Genomic DNA, 13,824 nt, shown 5'->3' with positions numbered 1-13,824 from the left:
ATGCTCACATCATACTCGCCCGTCCAGCGTGAAGTGGTCCGCACTCTCCGAGTGCGGTTCTCGAAAGTCGCCTCCGCAGAAAACCAGCTCAAACCCATAGCTGCAAACCAATCTCTGCGAAATACGCTTCCATTCTATTCGCTCCCGAACCCGCACCAGCTCCAACGGGGCTGAGGATTTAGCCCAGGGCGCTGCGCAGCAAGCCCTGGGTCAATCGCGCAAGAACCCGGGGCAGCAAACCCGGCGCTCTGCCGCACCACGCCGGGTTCCAGCAGCGTCTGCACCGAGTTCCGCAGCATGCTTTTGCCGCGGACATCCAAGCGCACATGGTATGATCGTAGTCTCCGCAAATCATGGCAGTCGTCTCTGACATACAGACCCGTTTACGACTGCGCATCGTGTAAACCTCAAGGCTTCAGCTGCAGCTTCTTCCCCGGCAGCAGAAACATCCTTCCCGCCTCATTGCAGATCAGCAGGTTTGGCCCATCACCACCCAGCATCGTGCCCACAGCGCCTGTCTCATGCGCGCCACCGGGCTGCACCACCTTGCCCTCCTCATCCTGAAACGTCAGCGGCCTCGCAAAGCGCATCGCTTCATTCGTTCCGCTGTTCAGCATCACCAGCGGCGTGCCCAGCGTCTTCTTCAGCTTCGCAGGCAGCGCGGAATCCACCAGCTTCCCCACCAGTCCGCCCACCACCGGGTTCTGCCCCAGCGCCGCCATCGGGTAGCCCGTCTCACGATCAGGAATGCAGCACACACGTCCCGTCCCGATCACAAAATCCAGTTTTCCATCCTGGTTCCAGTCAAAGAAGTCCAGCTTGCAGCGCCCGCTCATTCCACCCACGCCGCCGCTCGCACCTATTGGCTTCCCATCCTCCAGCAGCAGTTTCCCGCCGTCCTCCACATTGGAGTCATCGATCCGCCAGTACAGGTGGAACTGATCATCCCCGTCCACGATGGCCAGTGCCACACGCTCACCCACCTTCGCCAGCGCCGCACGGCACCGCCACATGCCGTGCAGATCCATCCCGTCACAATAGATCGGATGCGCCGCCTCCAGCTTCGGCTCCGTCTTCGTGCCACGATTCATGTAGATCATGTAGTTCCCCGTGATGTCACCCGTGATCAGATCCGGCAGCTCATCCCCGTTCCAGTCGATCACATTCGGCGAGAGGTACCCCCATCGCGCTTCCTGCAGCCCCTGCAGGCTTCCCGCATAGCCCGCTTGCACCTGAATCTCGCGCCCACCCGCCTTCACGCGCGTCGCGGGTAGAAACGTCGGCGCCTCGTTGCTGCCGGTGTTTTTAAAGAACAGCACAAACCCTTCCGAATTTCCCGCCAGAATGTCCAGCACCCCGTCCCCATCCCAGTCCACCGTTGTCGGAGAGGGCAGCGTGCCGGCATAAAGGTCCGCGTTTTCCTGCAATACCGAAACCGGCTCCGTAAAAATCGGCACCCCTGCTTTCGTAAACTTCCCCGTGAACCGGTAAAAATACAGCGATCCCTCCCCACACGCGATCAATCCTCCGCCATACGCGCACACGCTCGGGTTGATGCTCGGATGCCGCAGCGCATTCCCATCCTCACCCGCGATCAGCCGCTTCCTCTCCAGCTCAAATCCGCTCGGCGCTGTGTTGTGATAATGCACCAGATTCCCCTGCCGCGATCCCGTCACCACATCCCGCTCGTGTCCTTCCCCCAGGTTGATCGCCGTGATGCCATGCATCGAAAAATACACCTCGTTCTTCGTCGCCGTGATCTGCCTCGCCTTGCCGTCCGCCGTCACTCCCATCAGATAGCGATATCTCAGCTCTCCCACTGCAATGCCCGATGAGTTGTACGGCCGCCACTCCTCCGTGTTCGGGCTCCCCTCCGCTCCCTTTCCGCCGTTCGACATCTCAAACGCCAGATCATATCCGCCATCCGCATTCACCAGCACCCCCAGGCTCCCAGGCGATTTCACCGCGCCCGGCAGCTTCGTGCGTTTCGTTTCCCGAAACTCCACCTTCTCCCGGTCAAACTCCGTCGTCACCACCTCATCCTTGTCGATCCATAGCCCGACGATCGCACCATCCTTCCCCTGAAACACACTCCCCTTGTCCTTAAACGCGCACTTCACCTCCACCGGCTGTGCAAACACCGGCGCTCCCGTCTCAGCGGTGTCCACCCAGCGAAACAAATGCACCGCCTGCGGTCCGCCGTAGCCCGCCACAAACAAATCATCCTCTCTCCCCCCAAACACCTTCGCATGCCCCAGTACATGGTGGTTCAGATTCACCAGCGCCAGCGGCCCGCGCCCATTCTTCGCCGCCGATGCCAGCGCCTTCGTTCCCTTGGGCAGATGAGGTTCAGCAGCCAGGCAGGCAGTGGCAAGAAAGGGGAGAAGAAAAAGCAGTTTCATTTCAAATTAAAGTCACCTCAGACCAGAGTCCTTGGCAATCGCCCCTAACGCTCCGTCTTCCACCCCGTTATCCAAGATTATCCCTCGTCACAGGCACAATCTTGAACCCCGCATGCGCATCTTTGACTCGAAGCCCTCACGCTCACTACACTCCTCATTTCGTCCTTCGAATAGACTCGTGCCATAATGCATTGAAAACGGGTCTGTTTTGGAGCCAATGAAAGTTCGGCTTCTGTAGTAAAGACGTTGTGTTCAGGTGGCGATTCCAAGGCAAATCAGGCAGCCAGTGCTCGCGTGCCTGCCATACGTAGGATGGGTGTGGCGACAGCCCGCCCGTCCATCAGCGTTCCGCAAACATCGGTGCTTGCGAACACCCTCGTGGTCGGGTGATATGGCGGAGAGCGCATTGGAGCAAAGAAACGGTTGCGACGCCAAACACATCCAGCCTGTTGCCGGATGTGCCACGCCGCCCATGGCGGTTGATCCTCTCCTAACCAGTGCGCTTTCGTATTGATCCCCACATGCTCTTGGCACTGCACATGTCGTGCGTTGCTTCAAAATCTACTTCGCAGTCCCCGGCGGCGTCAGCTTGCACGACTGCCACGCCAGAAACCGCCACTTGCCTTCCTCAAGCCTCCATACTGCCAGAAAGGCCAGCGTTGGTTCCAGGGTGCCTGCCTCCGTCCCAATCTTCAGCTTCGCGCTCCCCGTCATCAGCGCGATCCCCGGTGCTGGAAACGTAAACTTCCTCTCCACATAGTCGATCTCCTGGTACTTCGTCTTGCCCGCCACCAGTACATCAATAAACGACGTCTTTGTGTCCACCACACCCGTCGAATGAGCGTAGCGCAGTTCATCCGAAAAGATGGCTCCCAGTTTGTCACGCTCCGGCGCTTTCATCGCCGCCACACGCGCATCATCCGCCGCCTGCACCGCGGCCACCGGCGCCTCTTCGGCAAAGGAGAGGATTGAGATCAGGCAGATGAGAGAGGTCAGCAGTGTCTTCATGGTTTGGATGTTTGGGAGGTTAGTTGTTTCACAATAAAATTCCAGATGTCGTCATACCCTTTGGTGGGATGACCCGGATACTTCACATGGCAGACGGCCCCTGCCGCAAGCGCCAGTTTCTGAAATCCGACAGCCCATGCCGGCGAGTGCACATCGTAGTTGTTCTGCGTCAGGGGCTTGTGCACTTCAGTCTTCTTCCCGTTGGTGTCGATCTTGGTCTCCACGATGTCCTCCGGCTTGGTCATTCCCCACTCGTTCTCAAAATACATCGGCGCGGCATTCTGGCTCAGCAGCCAGTCCGGCGACCACTTCTTGATGACCGGCAGCAGTTCATCGCGGCGCTTCAGAGATTCCTCAAAGCTGCAGCCCAGTGCCGGTGCGCCCCATTGCACTCCTGGCACCCATTCCTGCATCCGCTTCGGGTCGATCGTCGGCTGGCAGCGATACGCCGCCACGCACGTCACCAGTTCCGGTGCCTGGCACCCCACATACAGCGCCGGCAGCGCCCCCTGCGATCCCCCGCCCAGCGCGATTCGCTTCGGATCCAGCTTCCACCTCTCCGCATTCTCCACCACAAACTTCACCGCGCTCATCGCATCTTCCAGCACATACGAGATCGGCTCCTTCACCTTGTCCGCCGTCGCATCCTCCATCGTCCTCACCTCCACCGCGATCACGGCAATCCCATGCGGAAAAAAGCGGTTCACATCCACCGCGTGTTTGGACGCCTTCCAGATCCCGCCAAACCAAATTAGGGCGGGGAAGGGGCCCTCTCCCTTCGGCGGCACATGAATGTCGATCAGCTGATGCGCATGCGCTCCATACGGCACGTCTGCATGCGTCGGCTTGGGCGGCTCCGCCCCATGCGCTACAGCCATCGCAAACGCGGCAATCAGTAAGCAAATTCTCATGGCTGTTTCGCTTGGGTTTTCTTCAGATACTCAGAGGGCGTCATAAACTGAACGTTCTTCGATTTCAGAAACTCAATGATCCCGGTAAACCCCGCCCAGCGCTTGTCATCCCATTGATCAGGATGTCCCTGCAGCACCAGCACCTCCTTCTTCGCCGCCTTCGCCTCATAGAACGTTTTAAACTTCTCCAGGTCTGGCACAAACGTCGGGTTCTCCAGTGCCATCACACGCGGGATGCTCAGCCGCTTGTAGTACTTCGGCTTCTCAGGTCCATACAGCCAGATCGTCACCTCCGGCACCAGCTCCATCGCTTCATCCGTCGCCTCCGTGGTCCCGCTCCAGTGCGGGCCAAAGGCCGGCAGTGTGAATCCCAGCTTCTCCTTCGCCAGCTTTTCCCCCTTCGCCAAAATCGCCCGCTGCTCCTCAGCCGTCCCATGCTCAAACTCACCCGGCTCGCTCGCTGTCTTCATGTGGTAGCCGTGCATCCAGAACTCAATCTGCCCCGCCGCCTGCACATCCTTCAGCCACTGAAAATACATCGCATTGTCCTTCTCCAACGACTCCGTGATGATCCCAAACGACCCCTTGATCTGATTCGCCACCAGATAGTCATGCACCTTCAGCCACCGGTCTGAAACCGGCTTCGTTCCCACCCTTCGTGCAATGACATCATCCAGCTTCAGCAAAATGATCTGCTGGGCTTGTGCTCCGCAGGTGAGGAGCATCCAAAAAACAGCGCAGTTAAAGAGAAGGGTCCGAAGCATGGTGCAAAAAATCAAGGCGCTCAGTGATCGGCGTGTTTCAAAACAAAGTCCACCAGCTCCCGACACTCAAAAAATGAAGGTCCTACCTTGTGCCCCTCTCCAGGAATGACCTTCACCTCGATCTGCCCCCCGCCTGCCTTGTACCGTTCCTGCAGAAGCGAGGTGTTCAGATCCAGAGGCACCACCACATCCGAATCCCCGTGCACCGAAAACATCGGCACCTTGTTCGCCAGCAGCCCCTGCAGATTGTCCACCGGATTAAACTCCCTCAGCCTCGCATTCAGCTCCTCTTCAGACAGGCCGTAGTCAGCCAGCGTCTGCACCTTCGAGTTCTTCATCGGCCAGCTTGCCAGATTGCACACCGGATAAATCCCCACCCACGCACGCACCTTGTCCGGATTCCGAAACGCCCACGCCAGCGTCATCATCCCGCCCCGGCTCTGGCCCAGCAGAATCGGCTTTGGCGAGTAGCCACGCCTCACCATCTCCTCATAAAAAAGCGAAAACTTCGCCGTGCTTCCTGGCGCACCCCTCACCTCCCCCAGATCATAACCCGCAAGGCTGATCCCCGCCTTCATGAAGGCATCGAAATACATCTTCCGTCCCGCCAGAGACACGCCTTTCAAAGTCGGCGCATACCACACCCACGGCTTCCCTGGCGCTGATGCAGGGGCCGCATAGAGGAATGCCTTGTTTCCTTCGACATCAAAAGTATCCGCCATCCTCGGCAGATTGTCCTGTGCTATCGCAGACAGTGTGAGACCGGTGACTAGGGCGAGAAAAATACGGGTGTTCATACAAAGAGAGATCAAGGCAGGGTTTTCAGCCAAGCGAGATTTAAAACATAATGGTTCTTGCTGGTGATGAGCTGGATGTTTCCATCGCGTGTCTGCGTCGCAGAGAGGTAGCCGCACGGCTCCGCCATTGTGTCACTGAGCGTGAACATCACTCGGTCAATCCCATTCACAGACTGCTCCTTGCCTCCGGGTGTGATCAGCCGGCGTACCGGCCACGACTTGCCCTCATCAAACGACACCGCCGCAAACATTCCGTATCCCTTGAACTCTCCTGCCTTGGAGGCAAACATCATCCCCTTCCGGTTCTTCCAGTCACGCCATTGATCCGTAAAGCTGCACAAAAGAATGCCCCCTTCTTTCAGGCGGATCATCACCGCACGTTGCACGCTGCTGATCGCCGGAAATTCACTGGCGGCATAGCTCCAGGTCTTCCCCAGATCGCTGCTGTAGCTGATCGGAGTTTTCATCTCAAACTTCGCCTGATCCTCAGGCGGATCATTGCGGCTGAACGCCATCAGCCGACCGTCATTCAGTTGCACGATCGGCGCATGAATTCCGGGATGGCGGAATCCTTTGCCACCCGGCCTGAAGTCACTTGCTCGCTTCTTTACATCGTTAAAGCCCCACGTCTTGCCCTCATCACGGCTGAAGACCAGGCTGCACTGCCTCGAATCATGCGTGATGACCATCGTCCCATCTGCGAGTCGGATCATCTGATTGCCAAACTCACCACCCGGCTCCAGCAAAAGAGGCACAGACCAGCTCGCGCCGTTGTCTGTCGAAGTCCTCACCAGGTTTTCATCACGACCTTTCACCAGATGGTACAAGGTCGATTTCCCATCCCACCAGATCTTCGGCCCATGGTCGTTCACATCCGCACCATCCCAGAAGGGCGATGCCGGTTCCCATTCGCTGGCACCGCGCCGCAGACGGCTCGCTACATTGCAAAGCTCCGCGCCTCCTTCATCCACGCAGGAGTACCACACCGCCAGCAAATCACCGTTTGGGCACTCCGCGATTCCAGGGCTGTGATTGTGACTGAAATAAAGCGGTCCAAACGAATCCTTCTCGATCTTCACATACGGCTTCGGCCCCATAAAGACCGGCCTCTGCTGCTTTGCCGGCACAATCTCCGCCACCTCCTGGCTCACCTTCTGCGCATTCAAAGGCGGCGGTGCAGGCGACAGCATCTTGCCCGCAGGCATCTCCCCCATCACTACACGAAACCCCACCCGGTTGCTGCCAGTCTGCGGCAGCCAAGCCGCGCGGTTCGCCGAGCGCAGCATGCGCACAAAGCTGGAATGATGCCCGCCTCGGAAGACACGGAAATCCCCCGCACTCCGTCCCAGCGGATCCGTCTGCTCACCTGCTTCATAAGGCCCGTGCCAGTCCAGGCACCATTCCGCCACATTCCCATGCATGTCATGCAGCCCCCAGGCATTCGCCGCCGTCTGCGCCACCCGCAGTCCGGTCTTCGCCCCTTTGCGGTAGGGCGGTGGCATCGTGCCAGTCGTGAAATAGCGCTCCGCATAGCCGATGTCGCTCCACCACGGCTGAAAGCCATCCGGCAGGCTGTCGCCGGTATGAAACAGCGTCGTCGTTCCCGCCCGGCACGCATACTCCCACTCCGCCTCCGTTGGCAGCCGGTAGGTCTTGCCTTCTTTCTTCGAGAGCCATTCGCAGAACTTCACCGCCTCATCCCACGTCACACCACTCACAGCGGTATCATCAGACTCCTTCGCATGAAACCCCGGCACGTATTGCCGGTACTGCCCCACAGTCACCTCGGTCACGCCCATTTGAAAAGCCTGCGTGATCACCACCCGATGCGCAGGCTTCTCATCCCAGTCCGCATCATCAAACTTCTCCGGATGCTTCGTCATCTTGTAATCCGCCGCCGGTCCATTCTGCCCCATTACAAATGACCCCGCCTCAATGCGCACCAGCTTCATGCCGATGGAGTTCGTGATCGTATCCGCTGCCAGCCCCGTGAATGAGGCAAGCAGGAAAGCCGCAAGGCAGGCAGGTGTTTGGTATCTCATGTCAGTCATCATGTGTGATTCTCCCACTAGGGCTTCGTTTTCCCCCGGCTCTTCTCAAAAGCCTCCTCCATCAGCTGCGGCTCCCGCGTGTGGTGCACACCACCCTGCGCGTCCGCCAGTCGGTTGATTACCTGTTTCAGTTTGCTGCCTTCACTCACCAGCTTTCCAGCCTTGATGTCAGCCTCCGTGACCTTCGCAAAGAGGATCTCCTGCTCTCCCAGTTCATAGCGCCCTCGGTCATACGTCACATAGATAAAACCATTCGCTCCCTCAGTGCCGTCGGGGTAGCTCACGTGCTTGCGCTCATCCAGTAAGAGCTTGTGTGGCCAGCTCTTGCCATCGTCCTCAGACAGCATTGCCGTCATGCGGTCACGTCCGCGCGGCACATCATTCACCACCATCAGCAGGGCGCCGGATTTGAGCCGCCGCAGAAAGAAGCGCGTGTTCACCCCGCGTTCCTTCGTAAACGGCCCCTCGTTCACCCAAGTCGCTCCATGATCAAATGACTCCGCCTGCGCAATCCCATACGTCGTCCGCGCCATCATCAGCAGGCTGCCATCCTTGCGCTCCACCGCCATATGCTCCGCAAAGGACACATCCTTCACGCTTAGCTTCGAGAAAAATTCAAAACTCTTTCCCTGGTCGTGCGACACATAAAACTGCGTTCGCGTTCCCTGTTTAACCTCCTGGCTGTTGTCGATCGGCCGCAGCCAGGCTCCGTTGGACAGCACCGTCGGCTTGTTCAGCCCCAGCCCAAAGCCCGCAAACACAGGCGCATTCCACTTGGGCATCGGGTCATCAGGGTTCTCACAGCAGAATCCCCACTCCGAGCGGATGCCATCCGCATGTTTCACCTTCAGAATGCGAAACACAAACCACCACAGCCGCCCCTGCGGATCGATCCACACGTGCGGATCCCCCGTGCTCCCGTCAAAGAAAGTCGTTGGATCATACACCGCCACTGGGTCCGACCACGTCACTCCGTCATCGCCACTGGTCACCAGCAGCGCGTAGTTCCCGTTGCTCCCTTCGCTCAGCGGCCCCGCATACCACGTGGCCCACAGGCGGCCCTTCGCCGTTCGCTCGATGCTCGGTATGCCCTGCCACGTCCGCAGTCTTGGAAAATACCTCGGCCCCGGATCCACCTTGATCACCGGCGGCGTCTTCGCGGTGATGCCATAATCATCCGCCGAGAGCACCGCTGTCTTGGGCGTCTCCGCTGAGACGGTTGCTGCCACGAGGGCAAGCAAAATCAGAAAAATAGGTTTCATCGTCAGCTCACAGCTTCGTCCCGTTCATCTTCGTCCACGGGCTCCACGCCCCCATCGCATGCTGCAGGATCTTCCGCTTCCAGATCTTGTTCATGCAGAAGGCATACAGCGTGTCCTTGTCCTTTCCGCCGATCGCCACTGCCGTCACACGGCTGCGGTCCGGCACAGGCAGAATGATCTGCGTCGGTCCATCATCCGCACTGATCTGCACCCCGCTCTTCGTTGCAATGAACTGCCGTCCCTCGATCGAGTAGCACAGGCATTCCGGCCCCGCGTCGTCATCCCAGTCCGCCACATGCAGATGGAAAAAGCGCTCCTTGTTCTTCAGCGTGCCATCGTCATTGATCTGGTAGCTGTACGCCCACTTCGAGTGTCCTTCAGCCACAGACAGCAGCCACTGGTCAGGCCGGTACGCCATCCCCGTCGCAAACTTGATCCCCCTGTCCAGCAGTGTCTTCTTCCCGTCCTTGATCAGCCACACCGTGCCCTCTTCCCTCGGCTTCTCACCGTTGGTCGTCACGTACAGGTTGCCGTTCGGCATTGCCAAAATCGAATGCCCCAGAATGTCCTCCATCACCACGCTGCCAGCTCCAGTGGCATCAAAAGACATCAGCTTCCCCGACTTCTCCGAGATCGTGTACACCTTCCCATCCACACCCACGCTCACACAGTGCGCATTCACATCCTTCGCGAACTCGCTCACCTTTCCGTCCAGTTCAATGCGGTGGATCTTGTTGTTGCTTGTGTCCGCAAAGTACACCTCCCCCTTCTCATTGCATGAAGGTCCGCGCGTGCTCTTAAAGCCCTCCGCCAGCAGCTCCCATCCTTCGCCGGGAATGATCACCTCTTGCGCTCTCGGCGCACTCGGTCCCGCCTTCACACGTTCCGGCCAGCCCTTCCACAGAAAGGCCATCGCCTCCAGATAGTTCTCTGCATACCCCGCCACATGGCGTCCTTCGATGCTCCGAAACTGGTAGTCATACCCCGAAAACTTCAGCGCCTTGTCCATCTCCAGATCCAGCAGATACCAGTCGCCCGCGCAGTTCTCCATGTCATGCGTCGCTGTCGTCAGATACGCACGGATCGGCTTCGCTTCAAACTTCCGCACCATCGTCGGAAACTCATGCCCGCCACGGAAGGCCACCCAGCTCCCGCTCGCCGCATACACCCTGCTGAAGGCCTCCGGCCTGTGCCAGGCCGCTGTAAAGGCCGCGATGCCCCCGCTGCTCCCGCCCGAGATACATCGGTCATTCCCATCCGTCGAAAGATTCAGCCCAAACTCCTTCGCCACAAACGGCAGCAGCTCGTCGTGTAGAAAGCGCACATTCTCATCGCCCACACCATCATACTCCAGATCGCGATTCCGCCGGTCCACCGTCCCCTTCATCGGCGCTGGCAGCGTGCCCGGCTTCACAAAGACGCCAATCGTCACCGGCATCTCCTTCGTCGCGATCAGCGTCTCCATGAAGGTCTTCTCGCGTGGATTGTACCCGTCGGTCTTCACATACACACACGCAGGCTTGGTGCCGTCATACTGCGCCGGGATAAAGACCGTCACATCACGCACCGTGCCCGGAAACACCTTGCTCTGGTTAAACTGCGTCTGCTTGATCGTCCCCGGCAGAATCTCCTCCGGCTTGATGGCCACCGGCACATACGATGGCGCAGCCGCCTCTGTCGCCGCACCCGCGATCCCCGTTCCCGCCAGCGCTTGAATCTGCCACTGCAGATGCTGATCGCCCGGCCTGTGCTGCCAGAGGTCGATCTTCGCCCCGGCCTCCTTCTTGCCTCCTAAATGATCCAGCCCCATGCCCGGCGCATGCTTGGGTTCCAGCGCATAGCTCCCGTTTTCCTGCTTCGTGATCGACCACAGCTGCGCGTCTGATTTTCGATCCTTTTCTACAATGATCCTCTCTCCGTTTTTCTTGCCATCATTCGCCACCGTCAGCACCAGCTCCTTTTGCGCCACAGGCATCAGTTGAAACCACCCATCCCCATGCGGCTGAATGACCCACTTCTGATTCGCCTCACCCTTCGGCTTTTGAATCGAGACAATGCTTCCGGCTTTGGCCCCCTCGGTTGCCTCCAGCACATACTCCGGCGCACTCACAGGCACGAGCTGAAAAGCTCCCCAGTCCTCGGCTCGGGTCACGGTGGTAAAGGCCGCCAGCAGCAGCGCGGCTCGTGTGGTAAATCTGATCATGGTATGTTGCGTTGGGAGTGATGATGAAAGGTCAAAGCACATGGCTCACAGAGACCGAGGCTACTTTGTCGGCGCCTCCACCGCCACATCCGCTTCAGGCACCAGCACGATCGGCACGTCCGCACCTTTGAGGTGTTTGTCGAAAAAGTTCTGCATCAGCTGGATCACGGCAGGTTTGCCAAACGCAGGCCCGCCATGCCCGGAGCCCGGCAGCGTCTGCAGCCACGTCTCCACCCCCTGGGCCTTCAGTGCGTCGGCAAACTCCACGCTCTGCGCATACGGCACCAGCGTGTCATGCGTGCCATGCAGGATCAGGAAAGGCGGGTTGTCCTTGCTGATGTAGTGCACCGGACTCACGGCTTCTGACTTCGGCTTGTCATCCAGCCTCGTTCCGATCAGCTCCGAATACGGATCCTTCGGCGTGTTAAACTCAAAGATGTTCTTCACATTTTTGTCCTCCGCCGCCTGCTGCACCACCGTGCTGAAATCCGACGGCCCAAAGATGTCGCACACCGCCTGCACCCGGTCAGACTGCTCCTCATTCCCGCCAATTTTAGGAAACACATTTTTCCCGCCCGCCGTGCCCACCAGCGACGACAAATGCCCGCCCGCCGAGCCGCCGATCACCCCCACATGCTCAATATCCAGATTGTACTTCCTGGCATGCGCACGCAGCCAGCGTATCGCCGCCTGGCAGTCCTGGATCTGCGCCGGAAATTTCGCCTTCTGGCTGAAGCGATACTCCACGCTCGCCACAGCATACCCCTTCAAAACCATGCCCGCCACCCCGCATGGAAACTTGCTGCCTCCCATCCACCCCCCGCCATGGATGTGCACGATCAGCGGCATCGGTTTCTCCGCCGCCTTCTCAGGCAGGTAAAGGTCCAGTTTCTGCGCCTCGTCTCCCTGCGGAACGTAGGAGATGTCTTTCTCCATCTTGATCCCCGCCGGCAGGCTCGGTGCCTTGCTCTGCGCAAACGCAGAATCACACGCCAGCAAAGCAGCACAGGCTGCGACAATCACACGGCAGGTAGCCGGGGAGAAAAAAAGAGTTTTCATGAGTGCTACCTCAAACGCTCCACATCGCCCTTCCTAGCGGAAAAGCGGTCGAGTTTCCCCAACCTGCCGCACTGCCCGGCGCGGAGTGGTCCGCACTCTCCGAGTGCGGCTTCCATCCTGTCATGGCCAGCATCCGCAAAACTCTCTCATTTCCCCATTGGAGCCGTCCAAAACGTACCCTCGATCGCCCGGTCATCCTCCTTCGGTCCATTGTAATAATACACCGTCAGCACTCTGCCATCTGGCCTCACCAAACTCCGCGGATACCCCAGATCCCCGTCAAACCCATCCTCCCGCAGCACGATCTCCGGCCCCCACGTCACCCCGCCATCCTCGCTGATGCACGCCCGCATGCCCGAGGGCTTGTGGCGGTAGCCATAGCTGAAGGCCACACGTCCATCCTGCAGCTGCACCAGGGCGGGTGGATTGCCTCCCATCTTGGTCACCGCCTTGCCAGTCATCGTCCACGTCTTGCCCATGTCCGCGCTGCGCCACGCCTCGATGAATCCCGACACCTTCGGATCAGACCGCCGGATCATCGTCAGCAGCGTCCCATCCTTCAGCTTCAAAGACGAAGGCATGATCGCATACCCGCCTTCCACCGGCTCAGGCCCGATCAGCGACACCAGTTTCCAGCTCATTCCGCCATCCGTCGTCCTCGCGCAAAACACACGCCCCTCCTTGCCATCGTTTTTCTTGCCACAGCTCCCAAACATCAGGCAGTCGTGCTTGCCCAGAATGATCAAATCCGTGCGCGTGCAGATGCGGTCCACTCCCTCCACCGCAAACGAGTACGGCCCCTGCCATGTCTTGCAGCGGTCCAGGCTCGTGTAAAACCACGAGGGGCCTGCATGCAGGCTGCCAAAGCGAAACATCAGCACCGAATCCGGTGCGGTGAAATCAAACGGCGCAGTCAGCGGCGCAGGCTTCGCCTCCTTGCTGGGATCTGCAAACGGCAGGTTCTCCTCCGTCTTCCACGTCTTGCCACCATCCACGCTACGCGCCTGGATTTCATAGCTCGGCTTCGTCCGGTCGATCCGGTGATCCGTCGTCGTCTGCTTGTACCACGTGGAGGTAAATCCCACCACCAGCTCATCTCCCCACTGCCACAGCCCACGATTGGCAGGCCAGCCACCGTAGCGCCCCGGCTCCTTGTAGATGATCACATTTTGTTTTTGATCCGCAGGCAGCGCGAGGGTGGGTGCCGCCGCTTTCTTCTTCGCGGAGTCAGCGATCTCCAGTTTCGCATCGTCAGCGGCAAAGACGTTCAGGGTCAGGATCGGTGCCACAAAGAGGGCACGGAGGATGGGATGGGGGTATGTCATAAAGCCTTTAAAAAAGAAGGTGGAATGAACTGCGCTGCGTCG

General features: G+C 59.0%; 10 protein-coding genes. All 10 read right to left on the bottom strand.

Features of this window, described 5'->3' with window-relative positions; genetic code table 11:
- Positions 1-407: 407 nt before the first annotated feature.
- On the bottom strand, positions 408-2,402 hold the full coding sequence (locus ACFQDI_RS14265; RefSeq protein ID WP_377167857.1) for an FG-GAP repeat domain-containing protein: 1,995 nt from the start codon (positions 2,400-2,402) through the stop codon (positions 408-410).
- A 561-nt stretch (positions 2,403-2,963) separates the two neighbouring features.
- Positions 2,964-3,410 carry a nuclear transport factor 2 family protein gene (locus ACFQDI_RS14260; protein WP_377167854.1) on the bottom strand — a complete coding sequence of 149 codons (447 nt, stop codon included), beginning with the start codon at positions 3,408-3,410 and terminating at the stop codon, positions 2,964-2,966.
- A complete protein-coding gene (locus tag ACFQDI_RS14255; RefSeq protein WP_377167851.1) occupies positions 3,407-4,321 on the bottom strand; it encodes a hypothetical protein in 915 nt (304 codons plus the stop codon). Before ACFQDI_RS14255 ends, ACFQDI_RS14260 begins: the two co-directional genes overlap by 4 nt.
- Positions 4,318-5,085 (bottom strand): DUF2334 domain-containing protein, encoded by a 768-nt coding sequence (locus tag ACFQDI_RS14250; protein ID WP_377167848.1) that lies wholly within the window; start codon positions 5,083-5,085, stop codon positions 4,318-4,320. The genes ACFQDI_RS14255 and ACFQDI_RS14250 overlap by 4 nt, the downstream gene beginning before the upstream one ends.
- A 20-nt stretch (positions 5,086-5,105) precedes the next feature.
- Positions 5,106-5,882 carry an alpha/beta hydrolase family protein gene (locus ACFQDI_RS14245; protein ID WP_377167845.1) on the bottom strand — a complete coding sequence of 259 codons (777 nt, stop codon included), beginning with the start codon at positions 5,880-5,882 and terminating at the stop codon, positions 5,106-5,108.
- Positions 5,883-5,893: 11 nt separating this feature from the next.
- Complete coding sequence (locus ACFQDI_RS14240) at positions 5,894-7,924, bottom strand: SUMF1/EgtB/PvdO family nonheme iron enzyme (RefSeq protein WP_377167842.1); 2,031 nt, start codon at positions 7,922-7,924, stop codon at positions 5,894-5,896.
- 26 nt (positions 7,925-7,950) lie between these two features.
- On the bottom strand, positions 7,951-9,195 hold the full coding sequence (locus ACFQDI_RS14235) for a sialidase family protein (RefSeq protein ID WP_377167839.1): 1,245 nt from the start codon (positions 9,193-9,195) through the stop codon (positions 7,951-7,953).
- A gap of 7 nt (positions 9,196-9,202) precedes the next feature.
- Positions 9,203-11,398, bottom strand: a complete 2,196-nt coding sequence (locus tag ACFQDI_RS14230; protein WP_377167836.1) for an RICIN domain-containing protein — start codon at positions 11,396-11,398, stop codon at positions 9,203-9,205.
- A gap of 60 nt (positions 11,399-11,458) precedes the next feature.
- Positions 11,459-12,457, bottom strand: a complete 999-nt coding sequence (locus ACFQDI_RS14225) for an alpha/beta hydrolase fold domain-containing protein (protein WP_377167833.1) — start codon at positions 12,455-12,457, stop codon at positions 11,459-11,461.
- Positions 12,458-12,603: 146 nt separating this feature from the next.
- Positions 12,604-13,782, bottom strand: coding sequence for a sialidase family protein (locus tag ACFQDI_RS14220; RefSeq protein ID WP_377167830.1), 1,179 nt, complete (start codon positions 13,780-13,782; stop codon positions 12,604-12,606).
- Positions 13,783-13,824: the final 42 nt, after the last annotated feature.

Origin of the sequence: Prosthecobacter fluviatilis (genome assembly GCF_042655725.1) — a bacterium.
Lineage (GTDB): Bacteria > Verrucomicrobiota > Verrucomicrobiia > Verrucomicrobiales > Verrucomicrobiaceae > Prosthecobacter > Prosthecobacter fluviatilis.
The sequence above is the reverse complement of the archived record's forward strand: the minus strand, read 5'-3'. Positions and strand labels throughout refer to the sequence as shown.

Bases quoted from the DNA above. Each gene is read 5' to 3' on its own strand.
- ACFQDI_RS14265 (WP_377167857.1), bottom strand. From the start codon at position 2,402: ATGAAACTGCTTTTTCTTCTCCCCTTTCTTGCCACTGCCTGCCTGGCT.
- ACFQDI_RS14260 (WP_377167854.1), bottom strand. From the start codon at position 3,410: ATGAAGACACTGCTGACCTCTCTCATCTGCCTGATCTCAATCCTCTCC.
- ACFQDI_RS14255 (WP_377167851.1), bottom strand. From the start codon at position 4,321: ATGAGAATTTGCTTACTGATTGCCGCGTTTGCGATGGCTGTAGCGCAT.
- ACFQDI_RS14250 (WP_377167848.1), bottom strand. From the start codon at position 5,085: ATGCTTCGGACCCTTCTCTTTAACTGCGCTGTTTTTTGGATGCTCCTC.
- ACFQDI_RS14245 (WP_377167845.1), bottom strand. From the start codon at position 5,882: ATGAACACCCGTATTTTTCTCGCCCTAGTCACCGGTCTCACACTGTCT.
- ACFQDI_RS14240 (WP_377167842.1), bottom strand. From the start codon at position 7,924: ATGAGATACCAAACACCTGCCTGCCTTGCGGCTTTCCTGCTTGCCTCA.
- ACFQDI_RS14235 (WP_377167839.1), bottom strand. From the start codon at position 9,195: ATGAAACCTATTTTTCTGATTTTGCTTGCCCTCGTGGCAGCAACCGTC.
- ACFQDI_RS14230 (WP_377167836.1), bottom strand. From the start codon at position 11,398: ATGATCAGATTTACCACACGAGCCGCGCTGCTGCTGGCGGCCTTTACC.
- ACFQDI_RS14225 (WP_377167833.1), bottom strand. From the start codon at position 12,457: ATGAAAACTCTTTTTTTCTCCCCGGCTACCTGCCGTGTGATTGTCGCA.
- ACFQDI_RS14220 (WP_377167830.1), bottom strand. From the start codon at position 13,782: ATGACATACCCCCATCCCATCCTCCGTGCCCTCTTTGTGGCACCGATC.